Origin of the sequence: Aeromonas sp. INTO2 (genome assembly GCF_049860605.1) — a bacterium.
GTDB classification, from domain to species: Bacteria; Pseudomonadota; Gammaproteobacteria; order Enterobacterales; family Aeromonadaceae; genus Aeromonas; species Aeromonas caviae.
In genome coordinates, this window is the sequence record NZ_CP187588.1 from 4,699,841 (window position 1) to 4,716,550 (window position 16,710).

Annotated in this window: 17 protein-coding genes; 6 read left to right on the forward strand and 11 right to left on the reverse strand. The window is 62.7% G+C overall.

Annotated features, from left to right (window positions below; genetic code table 11):
• Positions 1-23: 23 nt before the first annotated feature.
• On the reverse strand, positions 24-1,355 hold the full coding sequence (locus tag ACPW74_RS22350) for an isochorismate synthase (protein WP_043154006.1): 1,332 nt from the start codon (positions 1,353-1,355) through the stop codon (positions 24-26).
• Between the two features lie 210 nt (positions 1,356-1,565).
• Here ACPW74_RS22350 and ACPW74_RS22355 point away from each other — a divergent pair, with 210 nt between their 5' ends.
• Positions 1,566-2,471, forward strand: coding sequence for a 1,4-dihydroxy-2-naphthoate polyprenyltransferase (locus ACPW74_RS22355; RefSeq protein ID WP_039039775.1), 906 nt, complete (start codon positions 1,566-1,568; stop codon positions 2,469-2,471).
• Between the two features lie 206 nt (positions 2,472-2,677).
• Here ACPW74_RS22355 and ACPW74_RS22360 read toward each other — a convergent pair whose 3' ends face one another.
• Entirely contained in the window at positions 2,678-4,072 is a 1,395-nt protein-coding gene (locus tag ACPW74_RS22360) for a PepSY-associated TM helix domain-containing protein (protein WP_279981042.1), read from the reverse strand.
• A gap of 285 nt (positions 4,073-4,357) precedes the next feature.
• On the opposite strand from ACPW74_RS22360, the gene ACPW74_RS22365 reads away from it, so the two are divergent.
• Positions 4,358-4,750, forward strand: coding sequence for a hypothetical protein (locus ACPW74_RS22365; RefSeq protein WP_234921969.1), 393 nt, complete (start codon positions 4,358-4,360; stop codon positions 4,748-4,750).
• A gap of 9 nt (positions 4,751-4,759) precedes the next feature.
• Here ACPW74_RS22365 and ACPW74_RS22370 read toward each other — a convergent pair whose 3' ends face one another.
• Positions 4,760-5,050, reverse strand: coding sequence for a YkgJ family cysteine cluster protein (locus ACPW74_RS22370; RefSeq protein WP_039039772.1), 291 nt, complete (start codon positions 5,048-5,050; stop codon positions 4,760-4,762).
• 85 nt (positions 5,051-5,135) lie between these two features.
• Positions 5,136-6,515: an ATP-dependent RNA helicase DbpA gene (gene dbpA / locus ACPW74_RS22375; RefSeq protein WP_039039771.1), complete on the reverse strand. Its 1,380-nt coding sequence runs from the start codon at positions 6,513-6,515 to the stop codon at positions 5,136-5,138.
• Between the two features lie 625 nt (positions 6,516-7,140).
• On the opposite strand from dbpA, the gene ACPW74_RS22380 reads away from it, so the two are divergent.
• Positions 7,141-8,283, forward strand: coding sequence for an IS4 family transposase (locus ACPW74_RS22380; protein WP_041205622.1), 1,143 nt, complete (start codon positions 7,141-7,143; stop codon positions 8,281-8,283).
• 29 nt (positions 8,284-8,312) lie between these two features.
• Positions 8,313-9,518 carry a NupC/NupG family nucleoside CNT transporter gene (locus tag ACPW74_RS22385; RefSeq protein WP_279981043.1) on the forward strand — a complete coding sequence of 402 codons (1,206 nt, stop codon included), beginning with the start codon at positions 8,313-8,315 and terminating at the stop codon, positions 9,516-9,518.
• 105 nt (positions 9,519-9,623) lie between these two features.
• Here the strand turns inward: ACPW74_RS22385 and ACPW74_RS22390 are convergent, their stop codons facing one another.
• The 3 genes from ACPW74_RS22390 to ACPW74_RS22400 all read right to left on the reverse strand — a co-directional run bounded on the left by ACPW74_RS22390 (position 9,624) and on the right by ACPW74_RS22400 (position 11,073).
• Entirely contained in the window at positions 9,624-10,181 is a 558-nt protein-coding gene (locus ACPW74_RS22390) for a cytochrome b/b6 domain-containing protein (RefSeq protein WP_041212284.1), read from the reverse strand.
• A 48-nt stretch (positions 10,182-10,229) separates the two neighbouring features.
• Positions 10,230-10,499, reverse strand: coding sequence for a PepSY domain-containing protein (locus ACPW74_RS22395; RefSeq protein ID WP_010672753.1), 270 nt, complete (start codon positions 10,497-10,499; stop codon positions 10,230-10,232).
• Positions 10,500-10,620: 121 nt separating this feature from the next.
• Positions 10,621-11,073, reverse strand: a complete 453-nt coding sequence (locus tag ACPW74_RS22400) for a YaiI/YqxD family protein (RefSeq protein WP_039039769.1) — start codon at positions 11,071-11,073, stop codon at positions 10,621-10,623.
• Between the two features lie 131 nt (positions 11,074-11,204).
• Between ACPW74_RS22400 and zntB the strand changes: the two genes are divergently transcribed.
• Both zntB and ACPW74_RS22410 read left to right on the forward strand, forming a co-directional pair.
• On the forward strand, positions 11,205-12,170 hold the full coding sequence (gene zntB / locus ACPW74_RS22405; protein WP_174213885.1) for a zinc transporter ZntB: 966 nt from the start codon (positions 11,205-11,207) through the stop codon (positions 12,168-12,170).
• A gap of 9 nt (positions 12,171-12,179) precedes the next feature.
• On the forward strand, positions 12,180-12,698 hold the full coding sequence (locus tag ACPW74_RS22410; protein ID WP_052815684.1) for a mechanosensitive ion channel domain-containing protein: 519 nt from the start codon (positions 12,180-12,182) through the stop codon (positions 12,696-12,698).
• Between the two features lie 36 nt (positions 12,699-12,734).
• Here the strand turns inward: ACPW74_RS22410 and ACPW74_RS22415 are convergent, their stop codons facing one another.
• The 4 genes from ACPW74_RS22415 to ACPW74_RS22430 form a co-directional block, all read right to left on the reverse strand.
• Entirely contained in the window at positions 12,735-12,983 is a 249-nt protein-coding gene (locus tag ACPW74_RS22415; protein ID WP_010672757.1) for a hypothetical protein, read from the reverse strand.
• 69 nt (positions 12,984-13,052) lie between these two features.
• On the reverse strand, positions 13,053-14,843 hold the full coding sequence (locus ACPW74_RS22420; protein ID WP_042015426.1) for a cation:proton antiporter: 1,791 nt from the start codon (positions 14,841-14,843) through the stop codon (positions 13,053-13,055).
• A gap of 94 nt (positions 14,844-14,937) precedes the next feature.
• Positions 14,938-15,459, reverse strand: coding sequence for an MltR family transcriptional regulator (locus ACPW74_RS22425; RefSeq protein ID WP_010672759.1), 522 nt, complete (start codon positions 15,457-15,459; stop codon positions 14,938-14,940).
• Between the two features lie 97 nt (positions 15,460-15,556).
• Entirely contained in the window at positions 15,557-16,702 is a 1,146-nt protein-coding gene (locus ACPW74_RS22430; protein WP_010672760.1) for a mannitol-1-phosphate 5-dehydrogenase, read from the reverse strand.
• Between the last annotated feature and the right edge of the window lie 8 nt (positions 16,703-16,710).

Here is a 16,710-nt window from a genome sequence, read left to right on the forward strand (position 1 = left end):
CAGTGAGGAGTCGGTGAGAAACGCTATCCCAGCAGGGAGAGCACGTTGGCGATCTTGTTGTCGAGTTCGGCCCACTCGGCGGCGGGCTCCGATCCCGCCACTATGCCGGCACCGGCGAACAGGCTGATGCGCGGGCCCCTGATCCGGGCGCTGCGAATGGCGACGGAGAACTCCGAGGTCTCCCGGCTCAGCATGCCACAGGCACCGGCATACCAGCCGCGATCATGGGGCTCGCATTCACGGATGAAGGCGAGCGCCGCCTCGCGGGGGGCGCCCCCCACGGCGGGAGTGGGGTGCAGGGCAGCCAGCAGTTGCCAGTCGCAGACGCCGGGTTTGAGCTCGGCTTCGATGTCGCACTTGAGGTGTTGCAGCAGCCGCAATTTCAGAATGCGCGGCTCGGTCAGGGTGGCATCGGTCGTGAGGGGGGCCAGGCGGCTGAGAATGTCGGCATGAACCAGCCGGTTCTCCAGCCGGTTCTTGCTGTCGGCCAGCAGCTCGGCGGCCAGGGCCGCGTCGGTCGCCTCATCCCCGGAACGGCGAATGGTGCCTGCCAGCGCCTCGGTAAAGAGGTGGCCCTTCTCCCGGCGGTAGAGGCGCTCGGGGGAGCAGGAGATGAAGCTCTGCTCGGGGGAGAACTGAAAGCCGAAGTGGAAGCACTCCTGGGCGTGGCGGGCCCACTGTGTCAGCAGGGACCAGGGGCAGAGGGGCGCATCGTGCGCCTCGCTCTGGAGCAGGCTCTCCCGCGACAGCACCACCTTGGGGGTGCGGGCCTGGAAGTCGGGGGCCGTGACCTGCTCCACCAGGGTCTGCCACTGGGCAGGGCCCGGCAGGTCCTGGCGCTGCCATGGCCGCTTCTGCAGGGCGGGCAGAGGGGCCTCGGGTTGCAGGGCATCGAGCGCCGCCTCGGCGGCGCAGAGTTCGGCTTCGAATGCGTGACCCTCTTCCCGAGCGGGCAGCCAGAGATTGAGGCAGAGGCTGGTGCACTCCCCCCGGCGTACCAGCTCGATACGGGGCAGCACGAAGCGGCAGGGGCCAAACCCCTGCCAGCCGGGCAGATCCGGGTCGAACGCCAGGCCACCGTAGTAGCGAGGGCTGTCTTCACTGGCCGTGCCGGCAAGGTCGCAGACCCGCTGGATATCCTCCGGCCGGGTCAGCTCGTGAATGGCGCCAAGCGCCACGTACTCGGGGCTCTGTTGCCCTCTGGCGTGCCAATAGATGCGGGGGTAGAGCGTCTGGGCCGCCAACCAGCCGGGAAAGACGTCGACGTGAGCGGCCACGCGCAGTCGCACGAAACCGCTGACAGTGCTGTGACGCAGGGCGTCCAGTTGTTGTTTGAGGTGGGTCTGAGCCAACATGGATGTCTAGTCTGAGCCGGATAATCGCGATCGCTCCGGGGGAGGATGGCGCAGGTTGATGCCAAAGGGCGACGATTTCCTATATATTATCTGCCCATTCGTCCATGTAAATTGCCCGGGGGAGCCGACGCCCCCGCGCAGCCAAGTATACCTAAATCCGGTTCGATAACCCTTAACACGATCAATATCTGATTGTTTGGCCATCACAATATGACAAATACCTTCTCTGTTTGGTTGCTGGCGGCGCGTTTGCGAACTCTGCCCCTGGCGTGCTCCTCCATCTTGCTGGGCTCGGGGCTGGCAGCCAGCCGGGGAGCGTTCGACGGCACCATCATGGGGCTCTCCCTGCTGACCGCCATCTTGCTGCAAATTCTCTCCAATCTGGCCAACGACTATGGCGATGCGGTCTCCGGTGCCGACAACGGGGAGCGGATCGGTCCCCAGCGCGCCGTGGTTTCCGGCCTCATCACCCGGCACCAGATGTGTGTGGCCATGGGGCTGACCGCCCTGGCGGCCGTGGTGAGCGGCCTCTCCCTGCTGGTCTGCGCCTTCGGGGAGGCGTGGCAGCAGATCCTGACGTTCATCCTGCTGGGGGGAGCGGCCATCGTCGCGGCCATCACCTACACGGTGGGCAAGAGCCCCTACGGCTATCGCGGCTTCGGGGACATCTCGGTGTTCCTGTTCTTCGGCCTGCTGGGGGTGCTCGGCTCCTACTACCTCTTCACCCATCGCCTGGAGTGGGACCTGTTGCTGCCCGCCACCGCCTGCGGCCTGCTGGCGACTGCCGTGCTCAACATCAACAACGTGCGGGACATCGAGACCGATGCCGCCAGCGGCAAGATCACCCTGGCGGTACGCCTTGGCCGCAACCGGGCCATCGCCTATCACTGGGTCTTGCTGGGGGCTGCGCTGCTGGCGACCATCGCCTTCCTGCTGACCCAGCCTGCGAGCCTCTGGCCCTGGATCTTCCTGCCCGCCATGAAGCCCCTCACCGATGCCGCCCGTACCCTGCGAGAGAGTTTCGATGGCGAGGTGCTGACCGGCGCCCTCAAGAAGACCGCCATCAGCGCATTTCTGTTCAGCCTGCTGCTCTCCGCCGGGCTGGCGCTCACCTGAGGCCGACGCGTTTGGCAATGAAAAGGGCTCCCGAACGGGAGCCCTTTTTGCTGATGTGTCGACACGTTGTTGTTTCATCAGACCGATGTGATGAGCGCCAGGGGAGGCGCATGCCGCCAGGCGAAGGATGATGACAGGTGATGCAGACGACGAGGGCCCCCGACAGGGTGCCCTCGTGTGCATGAGGCGGGCTTGCCCCTGACGGGTCAGCTTGCCTGGGCCACGGCCGTGCGGCGAGAGAAGAAGAGACTGTCCAGCAGCCAGATGGCAACCATGGAGGCCCCCACCAGCGGGAAGCAGATCCCGAGCACGACCAGCACCGCGATGGCACCGCCCATGGGAGGCAACTTGGCGGGCAGGGGCGGGGCGGCGAGGCGACCACTGGGACGGCGGCTCCACCAGATCCAGAGCCCGCTCACCGAGCTTGCCAGAATCATCAGGCAGACGAGCAGCATGACGAGCTGGTGCGGCCAGCCGTAGAGCTTGCCCATGTGCAGCATGACGCCGGTTTCCACCGTCTTGGCGACCGGGCCGTAATCCTGCCAACGCACGTCGACCAGCACCTTGCCGCTGTATTGGTCGATGTGCAGGGTGGCGTCGTTGCGGGGATCATCGGCAAAGATGGCGATGGTATAGGCGCCGGTTTCACCGACCGGGGGGGTGATGCTGTAACCCGGGTTGACCCCCCGCTCGCTGGCGATGTCGACCACCTGTTGCAGCGGAATGCGATGGCTGGCCATGACCCTGCCCTCGTGTCCGCCGCCATGGGTCATGGCGCTGTGATCATGGCTCTCTGCCGTGGGTTGGGAGCTCGGCATGGGCAGGGTCTCGGCCCCCCAGGAGACGGTCTGTTCGTGAGCCTGGTTGAGGCTGCGGGTGAGGGGGGCCGACTTGGGCACCTCGTTCCACATGGCCGCAGGGAAGCGGTTCCAGACATCGGCGAACTGGCCGCCCCAGAAACCGGTCCAGGTCATGCCCGTCAGCAGCAGCAGCAGCAGGAAACCTGCGCCCCAGAAGCCGACCACGGCGTGCAGATCACGCCACCAGAGACGGCCGCGCTGGTGCATTCTCGGCCAGAGGATGCCCCCCACACCCGGTCCCTTGCGGGGCCACCAGAGATAGAGTCCGCTGACGAGGAGCACGATTCCCCAGCCTGCGGCCAGCTCGATCAGGCGATCTCCCGTGGTGCCAAGCATCAGCTCCGCATGGAGAGCACGCGCCACCGCCTGCAGGTTCCACTTGTTGTCCATGGTGCCGAGCAGGGCGCCGTTCGCGGGATCCATGAAGAGGGTCAGCTCCTGCCCTTCACGCATCACGACTATCTGGGCGCTCGCGTCCGCTGCCACCGGGGGCAGGTATTTGCGCAGGCTGGCGTCCGGCATGGCGATGGTTGCCTTGGCCAGCAGCTGGTCGGCACTCAGGGTCTGGGTGGCGGGCGTCACCTTCATCAGCTCGGGGTAGAGCAGGTTGTCCAGCTGCGGTTTGAACAGATAGACGATGCCGGTGAGGGAGAGCAGGATCAGGAAGGGGGCGACGAAGAGACCGGCATAGAAATGCCAGCGCCAGATCCGTTGGTAATAACTTGCGTCTTGTTGCTTCATCGTTGATCCCTGGGTGAACGCCAAAAGGTTTCAGTAGGTGGAATGTTTTGAATGGCGCGGATAATAGCAGCAACGTTTTGTTAACTGCAACAGAACATGTCGAGGAAATGTACATTCCGCCACCGGGGTAAAAGCGGGGGTTGAATGGCGCTTTCCGTTCACAATGCGGGGAGCTTCATGGACTTTTCGGGGATAAATTCTTACTTTGTGGCAACACAGGGCATATCAGCCGCAGCGAAGGACTCAAGGCAGGAGGTGAACGTGCAAGCACACGGCCATTTTGAGATGCAGCGACAAGGGCAACTGCTGATCTGTCGGCCGAGCGGCCCTTTCAACCTGGCAGGCGCCATGGCCTATGAGGGCAAGTTCAGCCAGCAGATAAGCCGTTTGCAGGGAGCCCCCTGGGGCATCGTCGAGGTCGCGACCGAGTTCGAGGCCGCCGGCCCCGAGGTGCTGGCCCGTTTTCGTCGCCAGTTCAACTGGTGCGCCACCCATGGCTGCGCCTTTCTGGCGGTGGTCATGATCGGGGATTTCAAACGTTATCTGGCGGATCACGTTTTCAGCGAGCTTCCCTTTCAGGAGGTGCGCTATTTCGAGGAGGAAGCGCAGGCCATCCACTGGCTGACACAGCGCCTCGAGGGGCTGCAAGGCAAGGAGAGCCACGTCAGCACGGGTTGAACACCCCGGTTACTCCAGCCTGATGAACCACTTGTCCCGCTCGTCGAGGCAGTCGGGCTCCCCCATCTCGAATTCACGGCAGATCAGCGGCCGCACCTCGTAGATGCGACACATCATGGTGTTGCGGTCGAGGGCGGCGCACCAGCCATCTTCCAGTCTGTGCATCACGGGCACTTCTCCTTCCCGCTCCTCGATATAGCGGTCCGGCACGCCGGTGTCGGTGAAGAGCATCACCTCGAGGCGGCAGCAGCAGGCTTCGCAGTTCTGGCAGCTCACATCGCTCTGGATTGCTTGGGTCATGTCACCTGTCTTGCCGCATGGCGGCGAATGATATGAAACAGGCGCCTGTCAGGCGCCTGTGGTCTGGCCGGGCGTGTGAAATACCTTAGCCCAGTTTGCGGGCACGGTAGCTGCGCCCCTTGATCTTGCCTTCCTGCAACCGCTTGAGGGCGGCGCTCGCCACCTGGCGCTTCACCGCCACGTAGGAGTACTGCTCGGAAATCTGGATCTTGCCCACATCGGCCCCGGCAATGCCGCCTTCGCCGGTCAGGGCGCCGAGGATGTCACCGGCACGCACCTTGCTCTTGCGGCCCGCATCGATGGAGAGGGTCACCATCTGCGGCGCGATCGGCTTGATGTCGCGGCCGATCCCGGCCAGGTCGCCCTGGGGAATGGGGGCCTGCTGGTACTCCTCGATGAAGTTGACGCGCTGGGCCTCGTTCGGCTGGTAGAGGCTCAGGGCCAGGCCCTGCTGGCCGGCGCGGCCGGTACGGCCGATGCGGTGCACATGCACCTCGGGGTCGTAGGTCAGCTCGTAGTTGATGACGGCCCCCAGCTCCTTGATGTCGAGGCCGCGGGCCGCCACGTCGGTGGCGACCAGTATGGTGGCGCTGCCGTTGGCGAAGCGCACCAGCACCTGATCCCGCTCACGCTGCTCCAGGTCGCCGTTCAGCGCCAGCGCCGAGAAGCCCTTGGCAGCCAGGTGATCGGCCACGTCGTTGCAGGCGCGCTTGGTGTTGCAGAACACCACGCAGGAGCCCGGTTGGTAGTGGCTGAGCAGCCAGGTGAGGGCATCGAGGCGCTGGCCGGCCGGCACTTCATACAGCTTCTGTTCGATGGCGCTCTCTTCATGCAGGGACTCCACGCTCACCTCCACCGGGTTGCGCTGCACGCCGCGGCTCATCTGGGCGATCCCTTCCGGATAGGTGGCGGAGAACAGCAGGGTTTGCCGGTCCCGCGGGGCGTGGCTGATGACGCGGTTGATGTCTTCGCCAAAGCCCATGTCCAGCATGCGATCCGCTTCGTCCAGTACCAGCGTCTTGAGGTCGTCGAGCTCAAGGGTGCCCTGCTCCAGGTGCTTGAGGATCCGGCCCGGGGTGCCGACGGCGATGTGGGCGCCAAAGCCCAGGGTGGCGGATTGCGGTGCGGTCGGGGTGCCGCCGCACAGGGTCACCAGCTTGACGTTGGGCAGGGTACGGGCAAGACGGCGGATCTCGGTGGCCACCTGATCCGCCAGCTCGCGGGTCGGACAGAGCACCAGCGCCTGCACGGCCAGCCGGTTGACGTCCAGCTTGGCCAGCAGACCCAGGCCGAAGGCCGCGGTCTTGCCGCTGCCGGTTTTCGCCTTGGCGATCAAATCTTTGCCGTCGAGCACCAGGGGCAGGCTCTGGGCCTGGATCGGGGTCATCTGCAGATAGCCCAGGCTGGCGAGGTTGTCCTGCAGGGCGGAGGAGAGGTTCAGGCTGCTAAATTCGCTGTTGTTCACAAAAGGACTCTATGTCGGAAAACCAGAAATGGGGGGGCGCGGTGCGCAAGGGGGCGCATCATACCAGAATGTGCCGCCGGATGCGGTGAATATTTGAACGGTTGGTGTCATGGGTTGCCGATGGAGGCTTCTGTCTGCGTTGGCGGGCTTGCGGTATGTAAAAAGAGTACAATGGAACAGGGTGGTCATGGCCAGATCATGATGAATGGCGAGAAAACGTTTTTAATTAAACATGTCCTGGTGAAGATGAGTCATCGGAGGATGCCATATGGGGTATGGCCGTTATTCAATCTATATACGAATGAGGAATGAAATTAACAAATGAGCATAACTTATTGTTTTTGATTTATTTTTAACCTCATCCATTAACGATTAATAATCGTGTGCCATGGCAATTAATTTAAAAACGTTTGTATTATTTCGCATGCATATTTTTACCGCGGATTGTGATGATTCTCTGATTTTTAAATATGCAGTTCTTTATGATGGCGCCGGTCAAAAATAACAATTCAATGGGTGCTACTGGTATGGAATCTTAACCATCCCCTCGTATGAGCGAGGCGTGGCGCGGCTTCTGAGGTATGATCGCCATCCTTGACCAGCTAATACCCGACAGATAATCGCCATGTTTAACCACGATCTAATCCTCAACCACATCAACGAGATATTTGGACAGGACATGCATGCCAAGCGTGTTCTTTCCCTGGCCAATGCAACCCTCGGGGTTATCGAATCCGGTTCGCTGGCCATCCACGCCATCGGGAATGGTCTCTCCTTGGCCAATGGTCTCGAGCGCAAACATGCGGTGAAACAGGTGGACCGCCTGCTCACTAACACCAAGCTCAACGTCTGGAGCCTCTTTGACGATTGGGTTCCCTATGTGGTCGGTGAACGCACCGAGATCGTGGTATCCATGGACTGGACCGAATTCGATGCCGATGATCACAGCACCTTGGTTATCAGCCTGCAAACCAACCATGGCCGCAGTACTCCGCTGCTGTGGAAAACCCATCGAAAATCGTTGCTCAAAGGGCAACGCAATGCCCATGAGAAAGAGCTGCTCACCAAACTCAAGCAGACCCTGCCAGAAGGTATCTTCGTGACGGTAGTCGCTGACCGTGGGTTTGGTTACATGGAGCTGTTCGAGCGCCTGGAACAAGAGCTAGGCTTTGCCTATATCATTAGATTTAAAGGAAATATTTTGGTTGGTTACTCTGGTGGAGAGCAGGTTCCCGCCCGCGACTGGCTAACGCCGACCGGGCGCACCCGAACCCTCAAGGAGGTGGAGCTCACTGGGCAACGACAGCCTGTCGAGCGGGTCTATTGTTGTCACAAGAGTGGCATGAAAGACGCGTGGTTTCTGGCCAGTAACCGGACCGATCTGAGTGCCGCCAAGGCGTTGCAACTATACGGCCAGCGCTGGGGTATCGAGACCAGTTTTCGGGATATCAAAGATTACAAATTCGGCATGGGTATGGGAGATGTGCACATCAGTAATCCGGTCCGGCGTGACCGACTGTTTTTGTTCAGTGCCTTGGCCATCGTCTTGCTGACGCTGCTGGGTAAGGCTGGAGACAGTGTCGGTCTAGAGAGAACGATCAAGGTCAATACCAGCAAGAGCCGAACCTATTCGTTCTTTCGGCAAGGGGTCATCTATTACCAGTTGCTGCCTAAAATGAAAGAAGCCAATGCGGTCTTGTTGATGGATAAATTTATCTACTACCTGAAGCAACACCGCTTATATACCCGCACACTTGGAATTATTTGAGTCTCTAAAAATGAGGGGATCTCTGAGGTATGGAATACGTTCATTTCGTGCTCGGACTCGTGATGGTCCTGGCATTGGCGTTGCTGGCAAACCGCCGCAACTGGAAACAGATCAAGCTGCGTTACATCGGCCAGCTGCTGGTGGTGGAAGTGGCGCTCGCCTGGTTCATGCTCAACTCCGAAGTGGGTCTGGCGGTGGTGGGTGGCTTTGCCGCCGGCTTCACCAAGCTGATGGAGTTTGCCAAGCAGGGGACCGACTTCGTGTTCGGCGGTCTGGTCAACGAAGGGGCCTTCTCCTTCTTCCTGATGGTGCTGATGCCCATCGTCTTCATCTCCGTGTTGATCGGCATTTTGCAGTACATCCGTCTGCTGCCCATCGTCATTCGTGGCATCGGCACCGTGCTGGCCAGGATCAACGGCATGGGCAAGCTGGAGTCCTTCAACGCCATCAGCTCCATGATCGTCGGTCAGTCCGAGAACTTCATCGCCCTCAAGAACATACTGCCGCACCTGAACGAGAAGCAGATGTACACCCTGGCGGCGACGGCCATGTCCACCGTCTCCATGTCCATCGTCGGTGCCTACATGCAGCTGATCGAGCCGCGCTACGTGGTGGCCGCGCTGGTACTCAACATGTTCAGCACCTTCGTGGTGCTCTCCCTCATCAACCCCTACGAGCCCGACAACACCGTGACCGATGCCAAGGCGCTGGCCGAGGGTGACGAGCACCATACCCCGAAGAAGGAGAACTTCTTCGAGATGCTGGGGGAATACATCATGGCCGGTTTCACCGTGGCGGTGATCGTCGGTGCCATGCTGGTGGGCTTCATCGCCCTGATCGCCCTCATCAACTACCTGTTCGAGGCGGCGTTTGGCGTCAACTTCCAGCACGTCATGGGCTACATCTTCTATCCCGTTGCCTGGATCCTGGGCATCCCGGGCAGTGAAGCGCTGCAGGCCGGCTCCATCATGGCGACCAAGCTGGTGACCAACGAGTTTGTGGCCATGATGGATCTGGGCAAGATTACCGCCGAGCTCTCCCCGCGCACCGTCGGCATCCTCTCCATCTTCATGGTGTCGTTCGCCAACTTCAGCTCCATCGGCATCATTGCCGGTGCGGTGAAGGCGCTCAACGAAGAGAAGGGCAACATGGTTTCCCGCTTCGGTTTGAAGCTGGTCTATGGCTCCACCCTGGTGAGCCTGCTCTCCGCCGTTATCGCCGGTGTGATGATCTAGGTCCTCCCCCCGCGCTGCTCATGACGACCCCCTGCCTTGGCAGGGGGTCTTTTTTGGGCAGATGAGCGGGTGAGCAGAGGAGGGGACTGGTCGGCAGCCCGGCCATCAAGCGCGGGGGTCTTCCACCTTGATGTTGGCGGGGACCCGCTTTTTGCCCAGCACCATGGCGCGGACCAAATCGCTGCGGGTGAGGCGATCGGTCAGGAGTACCACGGCCGCATGGATGCTAACGGCGGCCATCAGGGTGTTGGCGATGATGCCGTGCAGCTCCTCCAGCCACTCCTCGCCCCAGAAGGCATCCCAGGTGGTGAGCCAGCCGGTGACGACGGTCCCGACCAGGGACAACAGCAGCAACCAGATCATCAGGGAGCCGACCGGATTGTGGCCGAGGTAGTAGGGGTGGCGCCCCTGGGCGAGCTGGCGCAGGTAGTAGCGGACCCGGGCAGGGGTTGGCCACCACTGGCCGAAGCGGGCGTAATGGGGGCCGACCAGTCCCCACAGCAGGCGGATGATGAGCAGGATGCCCACCGCGTAGCCAGCATATCTGTGGGGTTTGCTGCCCTCTTCCAGCACGAAGAAGTTGAGCAGGCAGAGGGTGACGGTCGCCCAGTGAAATACCCGGATGAGGGGATCCCAGACTTTCACTTCAGAGGCAGGTGTCATGGCAAGGCTCCATGGTGGGGGCCGGGGGAAGACCGGCCCGGGGCGGCGTTACTCGTCGATCTCTTCTTTCACCTTTTTCAGGTCAGTCGGGTCGAAGTAGATCTCAACCTTGCGCTTCTCCTTGTCCCAGCCGTAGATCTCGTAGCAGCCGGTCTTGGTGGCCTTGAACTTCTTGATGTCGTAGCCCATCGCCTTGATCTGCTGCTGGGCGTCGGCTTCGCTCATCCACTTGCTCTTGTCGGCCTGGGTGCATTGGGGGTCGGCCAGGGCTGCGCCGCTCAACAGGGGGATCAGTAACAACAGGGGGGTCAGTTTCATTGCTTGCTCCTTGCGGGTGGTTGGGTCAACAGTCGCAAGGCTAATCAAGGAGCATTAAGGAAGAATTAAGGGAAAAGGGAAATGAATGGCTCTCCCCGGCAGGGGGCCGGGGAGAGGGTGATCAGCTCAGCTTGCCCCTGACCAGCCACTTGTCCAGCGCATTGGCGAAGCGCTGCTTGTCGGCGGCGTTGAAGGGCGCAGGGCCACCGGTCTGGACGCCGGCAGAGCGCAGCTCCTCCATGAAGTTGCGCATCCCGAGCCGTGCCTGGATGGTCTCCCGGGTGTAGATCTCGCCCCGGGGATTGAGCGCCTCGCCCCCGGCGTCGATGACCCAGGAGGCGAGGGGAATGTCGCCGGTGATCACCAGGTCGCCGGGCTTGACCTGCTGGGCGATGACATGATCTGCCACATCGAAGCCCTTCTCCACCTGCTGGGTCTTGATGAAGGGGGAGGGGGGGACTCTGAGCCCCTGGTTGGCCACTAGCGTGGTCACCACCTGGGCGCGGTGAGCGGCGCGGTAGAGGATCTCCTTGACCGGGATGGGGCAGGCATCGGCATCAACCCAGATGGGCATGGCATGGCTTCCTGTGTCTGGAACGGGTGGCGCATCTTAGCATGGCTGGCGCGGGGCGGCTGCCCCGGGGCTGAGTCGTCCCCGCCTTTGGTGTAAGCTGGGGCCTGCACATGAAACGAGAAGGAGACGAGATGGATCGGGTGCCCGGTGACGTGATTTATGGCCTGACCCTGGACGGCAAGGGGGGCATGACCCCGCTGGCCGAAGGTAGCGAGATCCCCTGTGCCCAGCCCGGCTGGCTGCATCTGGACTACGGCAACCCGGAGTCGGCGCGCTGGCTGCTGCAGACGCCGCTGCTGGGGGAGGCGGCCCGGGAGGCCCTGCTCGGCCAGAGCAATCGTCCCAAGCTGGTGCGGATGGGAGAGACGGTGCTGCTGATCCTGCGCGGCATCAACCACAACAAGGATCACAGGCCTGAAGAAATGGTGGCCCTGCGGATCTTCATCACGCCGGATCTCATCATCAGTAGCCGACGTCGTCCGCTGCTCTCCGAGAAAGATGTGTTCGAGCAGCTGTCGTTGGGGGGCGGTGCCGACACACCCGCCGACTGGCTGGTGGAGATATGCGACGCCCTGACCGACCGGGCCGGGGAGTTCGTCGAGGAGCTGCACGACCAGATCCTGGATCTGGAGGAGATGGTGCTGATGCGCGACCTGCCCGCCAACGGTCGGCTTGCGCGCATCCGCAAGCAGCTCATCATGATCCGTCGCTACCTCTCCCCTCAGCGGGATCTGGTGGCGCGCCTGGCCAACGAGAAGATCAGCTGGCTGGACGAAGATGACAGGCGACGCCTGCTCGACATCGCCGACCGCTTGCGGCGCTGGCTCGACGATCTGGATGCCGGGGTGGCGCGCACCGCCGTGCTGGCGGACGAGATCAACAACCTGATGGCGGAGGCGACCAACCGCCGTGCCTACCAGATGTCGGTGATGGCGCTGCTGTTCCTGCCCGCCAGCTTCCTGACCGGCCTGTTCGGCATCAACCTGGGGGGGATCCCCGGGGCCGAGAGTCCGACCGCCTTCTGGGTGTTCTGTGGCTTCCTGCTGGTGCTGGCGACCGGACTGGCGGTCTGGCTCAAGCACAGGCGCTGGTGGTAAGGAGTGAACATGACGACATGGGAATCTTTTGGCGTGACCCTGCTGCTGTTGCTGGGGCACACCCTGGTGCGCGGCCTCATTCACAAGAGCCTGATGGCCCTTGGCCAGAGCCGGCAGGTGAGCGAGAACCGGGTACTCTACGTGGAGCACGTATTCCACTTCCTGCTGGGCTGCGCCACCCTGCTGATCCTGGCCGGGGTCTGGGGGCTCGACTTCTCCCGGCTGGTGGTGCTTGCCTCCTCCTTCTTCGCGGTACTGGGGGTCGCCATGGTGGCCCAGTGGTCGATCCTCTCCAACATCACCGCCAGCATCACCATCTTCTTCGCCTTCCCCTACAAGATTGGCGATCGCATCCGCATCCTCGACAAGGATGACTCCGTCACCGGCATCATCACCGAGATCGGCCTCTTCTACGTGCGGGTGCGGGATGACAACGGCGATCTGGTCACCTATCCGGCCAACCTTATTCTGCAAAAGCCGGTGAGGCGGCTGGAGGGAAAGGAGGCTGAGCCTACGCAGCCGGAATGAGAAAAGGCTCCCTCGGGAGCCTTTTTCGATGGCTGTTCAGCGTTCGAAGAAGCGGTAGAGGTGCTCGACCTGGACGGGGCAGTCGGCCACCAGGTGGATGTGGTCCCGTGCCTCCTCGGTGGACGAGAAACTCATGGGGCACCCCAGGGTGTCCGTCATCACGTAGAGGTGGCCGTCCTGCCCCCTGAACTCCACGATCCAGCCGGGGGAGACGATGTCGTGCATGATCTCCGCCTCCTTGAACCTGTGCTGCTGGTGAAGCGCGCGCAATTCACTGACTGTCATGACATCCTCCTATGACTCATGGCGCCACCCTCAAGTCTAGTTCTCCTTCCCGGTGGCGCCGTCATCGGATCAGGGCGCCGTCGCCCCCTCCCGGGGTGGTTGCAGGGCGATCAGCAGCTCCCCGGGCAGCGGCGTGACAGGGCCGGTGACCACCCTGGGTCTGGCCTTGGCATCCAGCACGAACAGAGGAATGGCGCCGGGATTAGCCTCCTGATACTGGTCCCAGTCGAAGGTGTCGCTCAGGCGGGTCGCCTTGATCTGCCCGCCCCGGCTCAGCAGGCCGCTCAGCCTGGCGAAGTTGATGTCGGCGCCGAACAGGTTCTGGCGGGCACGGAAGGTGGCGCTCTCCCGGTTGGCCTTGCCGTGCTGTTCGCTGGAACGCAGGGAGTGGACCTTCTCCTCCCCGTAGAGGTGGGCGAAGTGCAGTACCCCGAGGGCGTTGTTGTGGCGGCTGGGAGAGAGCGCCAGCACGGTGCTGATGCTGGTGAGGGGCAGGTGCCGCTCGGCGTGCTCCGACTGGGGGTTGCCGAAGTAGCAGGGCAGGCCGCTCATGCGGGCCAGCTTGCAGTGTTCCCAGGCAGGATCGGAGAGCTGCACCGGGATCCCCTGGTCCGCCAGCGCCTTGCCGATGGCCCGGGCCACCGAGTTGGCGCCGATGAGTAGCCAGACATTGGGGGCGCTCTGGCGCATGTCGAGCAATCTGGCCAATGGCGTGGCCGTCAGGCTCTGCAGCACCACGGTGAAGATGATGACCGCAAACACCAGGGGCACCAGCTTGTCGGCATCCTCGATGCCGGCCTCGTGCATGCTGATGGCGAAGGAGGCGCTGACCGCCGCCGCCACTATGCCCCGGGGGGCTATCCAGGCGAGCAGGGCGCGGGCGCGCCAGGGCAGGTCCGACCCCCGGGTCGAGACCAGGATGCAGAGCGGGCGGGCCACGAACTGCACCACGCACAGCAGGGCCAGCACCATGGGGCCGAGCTGCCAGAGCTGTGCCAGATCGAGGCGGGCCGCCAGCAGGATGAAGAGGGAGGAGATGAGAATGACGGCGAGATCCTCCTTGAAGGCCAGCACCTCCTCCAGATCCAGCCCCTCCTGGTTGGCGAGCCAGATGCCGAACACGGTCACCGCCAGCAGGCCGGATTCGTGACTGAGCCAGTCAGACAGGGTGAAGGTCACCAGCACCAGCGCCAGTACCCCGAACTTGTGCAGGCTGACCGGCAGCCAGTCCTTGCGGATGAGCAGGGTGGTGAGCCAGCCGGCACCGACCCCGATGAGCGACCCCACTCCCACCGTCTTGGCCAGGGCCAGCAGGGTATGACCGACCAGATCTCCCTGGCTGCCGAGGCGCACCGCCTCGAACACCAGTACCGCGAACAGGGCGCCGATGGGGTCGATGACGATCCCCTCCCAGCGCAGGATCTTGTCCACCTCCCGGACCGGGCGGATCACGTTGAGCATGGGGGCGATCACCGTGGGGCCGGTCACTACCAGCACGGCGCCGAGCACCATGGCGACCCGCCAGTCCAGCCCAAGCAGGAAGTAGCTGGCGGCGCCGATGACGGCAAAGCTGGTCACCATGCCGGTGGAGCAGAGGTTGCGTACCACCTTGCCGATCCCCTTGAGTTCGGTCAGGTGCAGGGTCAGCGCTCCTTCAAACAGGATGATGGCGACCGAGAGGGAGACCAGGGGAAACAGCAGATCCCCCAGCAACTGATCGGGATCGAGCAGACCGGTCACCGGGCCGAGCAAGAGGCCGCTCAGCAGCAGGAACAAAATGGCGGGAACGCGCACGGACCAGGCAAGCCATTGGGCGAGCAGGGAGATGAGGGCTATTCCGGCGAGGGAGAGAGCAATCATGCCAACCTCGTACAGGTGATGGGGTTGGACCTAGTGTAGCGGGGAAGGGGGGCAAGATGACACCCGCCAGGCGTGCAGGGGAGAGCCGCTCAGATCAGATGGGGCTCTCTTTGTGGAGTTCGGTGACGCAATCGGTCACCGCCAGCACCAGGGCGGAGCGCACCATCTGATCGAGCCGGTTGAGCTGCATCTGGTAGAGGGGCCAGTCCTCCTCGTTGGCCGGGGGATCCTGCGGCATCATGCTGCCCTGCTGGATGGCATTCAGGCGCTCGAGCAGATCGCGGACCGGCTTGTCGCTGAAGCGGTAATCCTTGGGGTCGCGTACCAGAAAGTCGCGGATCTTCAGGTATGCCTCGAGATCCTGATAGCGCTCGAGGGAGATGAGGCCGAGGGCGAAGATGAGCTTGAGGCGCACCTCCAGCTGGCCGAGGGGGCCGCTCTGGTTGAGCAGGGGTTCGATGGCGTATTTGACGGCATACTCCTCCTGACGAAAGGCTCGCCGCATCAAGGAGTCGACCGCCTCTTCCAGGATGGTCACGACCTCGAGAAAGAAGCCGCGGGGGCCATCCTGCTCGTTCAGTCGCTCCAGTACTTCATCTTCCTGGTGTGTGGTCATAAGTGCTTCGGGTCCGGCTGACAGGGGGAGGGCAGGCCCTCCCCCGGTTTGTATCGTATGGGGTCCGTCACGGGCGGTGTGACGCCACCCCATCAGGTCACTTCAAGTTGTTGTAACGGGCGACGATGGTGCGAACCACATCGCTGTGCTCATCCAGGCCGGTGACGCGGGCCAGTGTCCGTGCCGGACCAAGTTCCGCCAGCATGGCCTGCAGCTCCACCGCCTGGGGATCGTCCTCATTGCGGTAATGCAGTGCGGCGGCGATGCCCTCCTGCAGGTGATCGCTCGGCAGGCCGTACTCCAGGGTGCCGAGCAGCGGCTTCACCAGCCTGTCCCCCGCCGCCAGCTTGCGCAGCGGCTGGCGACCGACCCGGTCAATCTCGTCCACCAGATAGGGGTTGGCGAAGCGGGAGAGGATCTTCTCGATGTAGGCGGCGTGCAGGCGCGGGTCGAAGCCGTAACGTTTCACCAGCACGGCCCCGCTCTCCTCCATGGCGCGGCGCACCTTGCTGCGGATCAGCGGATCCTCGATCGCCTCGCGCACGGTGCGATATCCCCTGAGCTTGCCGAGATAGGCGGTGACGATGTGGCCGGTGTTGAGGGTGAACAGCTTGCGCTCGACGAAGGCCATCAGGTTGTCGGTGGGCTCCATGCCCGCGACCTGGGGCATCTCCCCCTTGAACTGGGTCCGATCGACGATCCACTCGCTGAAGCTCTCCACCGTCACCTCCAGGGGATCGTCGTTCGCCGCGGCGGGCGGAACGATGCGATCCACCGCCGAGTCGACGAAGCCGACGCACTGCTCGAGGGTGGCATGATACGCGACCGGCAGGTACTTGAGTACCTCCTCCTTGAGGTGGCTGGTGCCGCGCACCATGTTCTCGCAGGCGATGACGTTGAGGGGAGTCAGGTTGCCGGCATCGAAGCGGGCCTGCAGCCCCTTGGCCAGGGTGCTGGCAATCTTGTCCAGGATGTTGGGGCCGACCGCCGTGGTGACCAGATCGGCGGTGATGATACGGGCGATCACCTCGTGTCCGGCCGAGCTGACGGCGGCAACGTTGCGCACCACGTCCAGCTTCTGATCCGTGCCCACCACGTGCACCTTGTACTCCTGGCGGTGGTTGAGCTGGTCGATCAGGGTCTCGTTGACGTCGGCGAAGGTGACCTGATGGCTGGCGTCAGCCAGCAGTTTGCCGATGAAGCCCCGACCGATGTTGCCGGCACCAAAATGCAATGTTTTCATGATATTAA